Genomic DNA, 1,589 nt, shown 5'->3' on the forward strand with positions numbered 1-1,589 from the left:
TAAAAAAAGGAACGGGTTTCCGCTCCTTTTTTATCTTTTACGATTATCAATCCATTTCCCTTTTAGGCTCTACCAACATGATGTGGGATTCCTTTTCAGTGAAAGGTTTATGCTCAACGCCTCTCGGGACAATAAACATCTCGCCCTTAGAAATTTTCACCTGTCCATCACGAAAATCGATGAACATCTCCCCTTCAAGCACAATAAATAGCTTATCCGTATTAGGATGCTCATGCCATATAAAATCTCCATTAGCTTTAAAAAGCTGAATTTGATCGTCATTCATTTCACTAATCACTTGTGGATACCAATAATCGTTAATTTTAGATAACTCGTCATTTAGTTTAATAGGTTGGTAATGGATAATGATCCCTCCTCATTTTCAACTTCCACTATATTACAGTAATCTAAGTAAAAAAGTCGTTATTACGCTTAAAAAGAAAATGCTCAGGCCAGAACTTTTCATTCAGATAGTACAAAGGAGTGATTTCAATGAAAGTACTTTCAATCCAATGTTTCCTTTAACTCTCCATAAGTATAGAACAGTGATTTTCAAATAAGAATGGACCCCTGTTGACATTAGTATGGATTATTGATGAACTTCTCGCGATATTTAGTAGGCGAAATGCCAACTCGCTTCTTGAAAACTCTACTAAAATAAAAAGGGTCTGCGATTCCAACAGCCTGCGCAATTTGCTGTACAGGCACACCACTTGTACATAACATTTTTTGAGCCATCTTTATACGATAGTTCAATAAATATTCTGCTGGCCCCATACCTGCATGCTTTCTAAACACGTAAGAAAGACGATTTCGATTAACATTATTTTGTTCTGCAAGTGTATGTATCGTAATATCCTTATAATAGTATTTACGGACATAACTAGATATTCGTTCGAATAAAGTATGCGACTCATAGTTGTTTTCTCTATTGACAACACTTAATAAAGCTTCATTCAACGCTTCGCGAAACAGCATTTCGGTCTGAAACATCGAAATGCCTCCACGCTGATTATACACATCCCAAAGACGCATAAGTAATTCGACAAGACGAGGAGATTGTCCTGTTAATAATTCAAAATGCTGATGAGTAAAGCCAGAGTCTTCTCGTTCTGAATTGCTTATCCGATATAAAACAAGAATATATTCCCAGTTTATTTCCCCAAGCATTTTATGGGCTAATGTCATTTTTGCACCCCCATGTATAACTTTTCCTGGGGAAAGGGTATAAGGCGTACCATTAAATTGAAATTGCGTCTTCCCTGTAAGTGGAAATACAAATCCCGGGAAAGAATCTGTAGACTCAGCACAAGGCACACCTGGATTTTTAGCATAACGATATACTCCTTCTACTCGGAAAGGATTATTGGAAAGATACTCTGCTAACTCATTCACGTCCAACTTCACAATGCAAGCCTCATTTCAATAATAATTTTCTTGTAATTCGCGAGATTAATTGGTGTACATTCTGAGCAACACTAAACTAAAAATAGTACATACGACTTAACAAGATCTGGCTACTAACCTATAAATATATTGTTTTTCATTTATTTACAAAAGTATCCTCCCTATATTATTGATAATGATTT

Annotated in this window: 2 protein-coding genes; both read right to left on the reverse strand. The window is 35.7% G+C overall.

Annotation, left to right across the window (positions count from 1 at the left end; genetic code table 11):
- Positions 1-46 precede the first annotated feature (46 nt).
- Positions 47-286: a cupin domain-containing protein gene (locus KI369_RS28490; RefSeq protein WP_000997182.1), complete on the reverse strand. Its 240-nt coding sequence runs from the start codon at positions 284-286 to the stop codon at positions 47-49.
- Positions 287-579: 293 nt separating this feature from the next.
- Complete coding sequence (locus KI369_RS28495) at positions 580-1,407, reverse strand: helix-turn-helix transcriptional regulator (RefSeq protein ID WP_212958997.1); 828 nt, start codon at positions 1,405-1,407, stop codon at positions 580-582.
- Between the last annotated feature and the right edge of the window lie 182 nt (positions 1,408-1,589).

It is taken from the genome of Bacillus sanguinis, assembly GCF_018332475.1.
Taxonomy (GTDB): domain Bacteria; phylum Bacillota; class Bacilli; order Bacillales; family Bacillaceae_G; genus Bacillus_A; species Bacillus_A sanguinis.

Excerpts from the sequence above, each read along its gene's own strand:
- KI369_RS28490 (WP_000997182.1), bottom strand. The coding sequence starts at position 286 with ATGAATGACGATCAAATTCAGCTTTTTAAAGCTAATGGAGATTTTATA.